At 67.3% G+C, this 2,663-nt stretch carries 3 protein-coding genes and 1 pseudogene; all 4 read left to right on the top strand.

Features of this window, described 5'->3' with window-relative positions:
• Positions 1 to 225, top strand: a pseudogene (locus tag RMO97_RS12600) (malonyl CoA-acyl carrier protein transacylase); the annotation flags it as partial.
• Positions 225 to 965: a 3-oxoacyl-[acyl-carrier-protein] reductase gene (fabG, locus tag RMO97_RS12595; protein ID WP_310541415.1), complete on the top strand. Its 741-nt coding sequence runs from the start codon at positions 225 to 227 to the stop codon at positions 963 to 965. The pseudogene RMO97_RS12600 and the gene fabG, both read left to right, overlap by 1 nt.
• A 140-nt stretch (positions 966 to 1,105) precedes the next feature.
• Positions 1,106 to 1,345, top strand: a complete 240-nt coding sequence (locus tag RMO97_RS12590; RefSeq protein ID WP_056019455.1) for an acyl carrier protein — start codon at positions 1,106 to 1,108, stop codon at positions 1,343 to 1,345.
• 76 nt (positions 1,346 to 1,421) lie between these two features.
• The coding region (fabF, locus tag RMO97_RS12585; RefSeq protein ID WP_310541414.1) for a beta-ketoacyl-ACP synthase II at positions 1,422 to 2,663 on the top strand (1,242 nt) is incomplete at its 3' end.

Below are 2,663 nucleotides of genomic sequence, written 5' to 3'. Positions count from 1 at the left end.
CTGGACCCGGAAGAGATCCGCCGGCTGCTGGTGGAACAGGTCACCGGCCGCGTCCGGTGGCGCGAGAGCATGATCTGGCTGGTGGAGGAGGGCGGGGTGACCCGCTTCGCCGAGGCCGGGTCGGGCAAGGTCCTGTCCGGCATGGCCAAGCGCATCGCGCCGGACGCCGAGGCCACACCGCTGAATACGCCTGCCGACCTTGAAGCCTTCGCGAGCAGCCTCTGATGTTCGACCTGACTGGAAAGACCGCCCTGGTCACCGGCGCCACCGGCGGCATCGGCGCCCATATCGCCCGGGCCCTGCACGCCCAGGGCGCGCACGTGGTGCTGTCGGGGACCCGCGAGCCGGTCCTGGCCGAGCTGGCCAAGGCGCTGGGCGAGCGCACCTCCATCGCCCCGGCCAACCTGGCCGACGCCGAATCAGTGGACGGCCTGATCGCCAAGGCCGAGGCGGCCGCCGGCGCGCCGCTCGACATCCTGGTGGCCAACGCCGGCATCACCAAGGACGGGCTGCTGATGCGCATGAAGGACGAGGACTGGGAGTCCGTCCTGAAGGTGAACCTGGAGAGCTATTTCCGACTCAGTCGGGCGGCGATGCGCGGGATGATGAAGCGCCGGGCGGGCCGGATCATCGGCATCACCTCGGTGGTGGGGGTGATGGGCAATCCCGGCCAGGCCAATTACGCGGCCTCCAAGGCCGGCATGATCGGGTTTTCCAAGGCCCTGGCCCAGGAGGTCGCGACCCGTGGGATCACGGTCAATTGCGTGGCGCCGGGCTTCATCGAGAGCCCCATGACCGACGCCCTGAACGAGGCGCAGAAGAGCCAGATCCTCGCGACAATTCCCGCTGGCCGTCTGGGTTTGGGGAGCGACGTGGCCGCGGCGTGCGTTTATCTGGCCAGCGATGAAGCCGCCTACATGACGGGGCAGACCCTGCATGTGAACGGCGGCATGGCGATGATCTAACCTGTTGGCCTCCGCCAACTGAACATGCTACGGCCACGCCCGAAGCGGTTGGGCCAAGGCCGAAATCGAAGCTCCGTAGCGGTTGACAACATGTCGGCGGTCACGGATGGATCAAGTGACTAATTGAGGAACTAAACCTGATGTCCGACATCCTCGAGCGCGTGCGTAAGATCGTCATCGAACACCTCGACGCCGATCCGGAGAAGGTCACCGAGAAGGCGAGCTTCATCGACGATCTGGGCGCCGACAGCCTCGACAACGTCGAACTGGTGATGGCCTTCGAAGAAGAATTCGATATCGAGATCCCCGACGACGCGGCGGAGCACATCCAGACCGTCGGCGACGCGGTGAAGTTCATCGGAGAGCGTCTGGGCGCCTAAGGCCCAGAGTTCGTTCAAGATTTGACCGCCGCGATGCTCATATGAGCCGCGGCGGTCTGCGTTTTGGAGCCCCGCTATGCGTCGAGTCGTGGTCACCGGCATCGGTCTGCTGACCCCCTTGGGGCAGGGGACCGAACATTCCTGGCAAGCGCTCCTGGCCGGCAAGTCCGGTGCGGGTCGGGTGACGACCTTCGATCCGACCGACTATGGCTGTCAGGTGGCCTTCGAGGTCCCGCGCGTTGACGGGCGTGGCGGCGGCGGCCCTGACGTGCCGGGCTCCTTCGATCCCGACCAGACCATGAGCACCCGCGACCAGCGCCGGGTGGACGACTTCATCCTATACGCCATGGCCGCGGCCGACGAGGCGGTGAAGGATTCCGGCTGGGTTCCGGAGACCGAGGAAGACAAGCAGCGCACCGGGGTCATCATCGGCTCGGGGATCGGCGGCCTGGCCACGATCGAGAAGAACGCCATCGAGCTGCACGAGAAGGGGCCGCGCCGCATCGGCCCGTTCTTCATCCCCTCAGCCCTGATCAACCTGGCCTCGGGCCAGGTCTCCATCCGCTACGGCTTCAAGGGCCCCAACCACTCGGTGGTGACGGCCTGCGCCACCGGCGCCCACGCCATCGGCGACGGCGCCCGGCTGATCAAGTACGGCGACGCCGACATCATGATCGCCGGCGGAGCCGAGGCCGCCATCTGCCCGGTGGGCATGGCCGGCTTCATCGCCGCGCGCGCCATGTCGACCAACTTCAACGACGACCCCACCAAGGCCAGCCGCCCCTATGACAAGGACCGCGACGGCTTCGTCATGGGCGAGGGCGCCGGTGTTGTCGTCCTCGAGGAATACGAGCACGCCAAGGCCCGCGGCGCGAAGATCTACGCCGAGGTCGTGGGCTACGGCCTGGCCGGCGACGCCTTCCACATCACCTCGCCGGCCGAGGACGGCGACGGCGGCTTCCGCGCCATGCAGATGGCCCTGAAGGACGCCGGAATCAGCCCGAGCGACATCGACTACGTCAACGCCCACGGCACCTCGACCCCCATGGGCGACGAGATCGAGCTGGGGGCGGTCACCCGGCTGATGGGCGACCACGCCAAGGACATCTCCATGTCGTCGACCAAGTCGGCCACCGGCCACCTGCTGGGCGCCGCGGGCGCCATCGAGGCGGCCTTCGCCTGCCTGGCCATCCGCGACCAGATCGCGCCGCCGACCCTGAACCTGGACAATCCGTCGGTTGAGACGGTCATCGACCTGATCCCGCACAAGGCGAAACCGATGGCGATCGAGTACGCCCTGTCCAACAGCTTCGGCTTC

The organism is Phenylobacterium sp. (assembly GCF_031425575.1).
Taxonomy (GTDB): Bacteria; Pseudomonadota; Alphaproteobacteria; order Caulobacterales; family Caulobacteraceae; genus Phenylobacterium.
The sequence above is the reverse complement of the archived record's forward strand: the minus strand, read 5'-3'. Positions and strand labels throughout refer to the sequence as shown.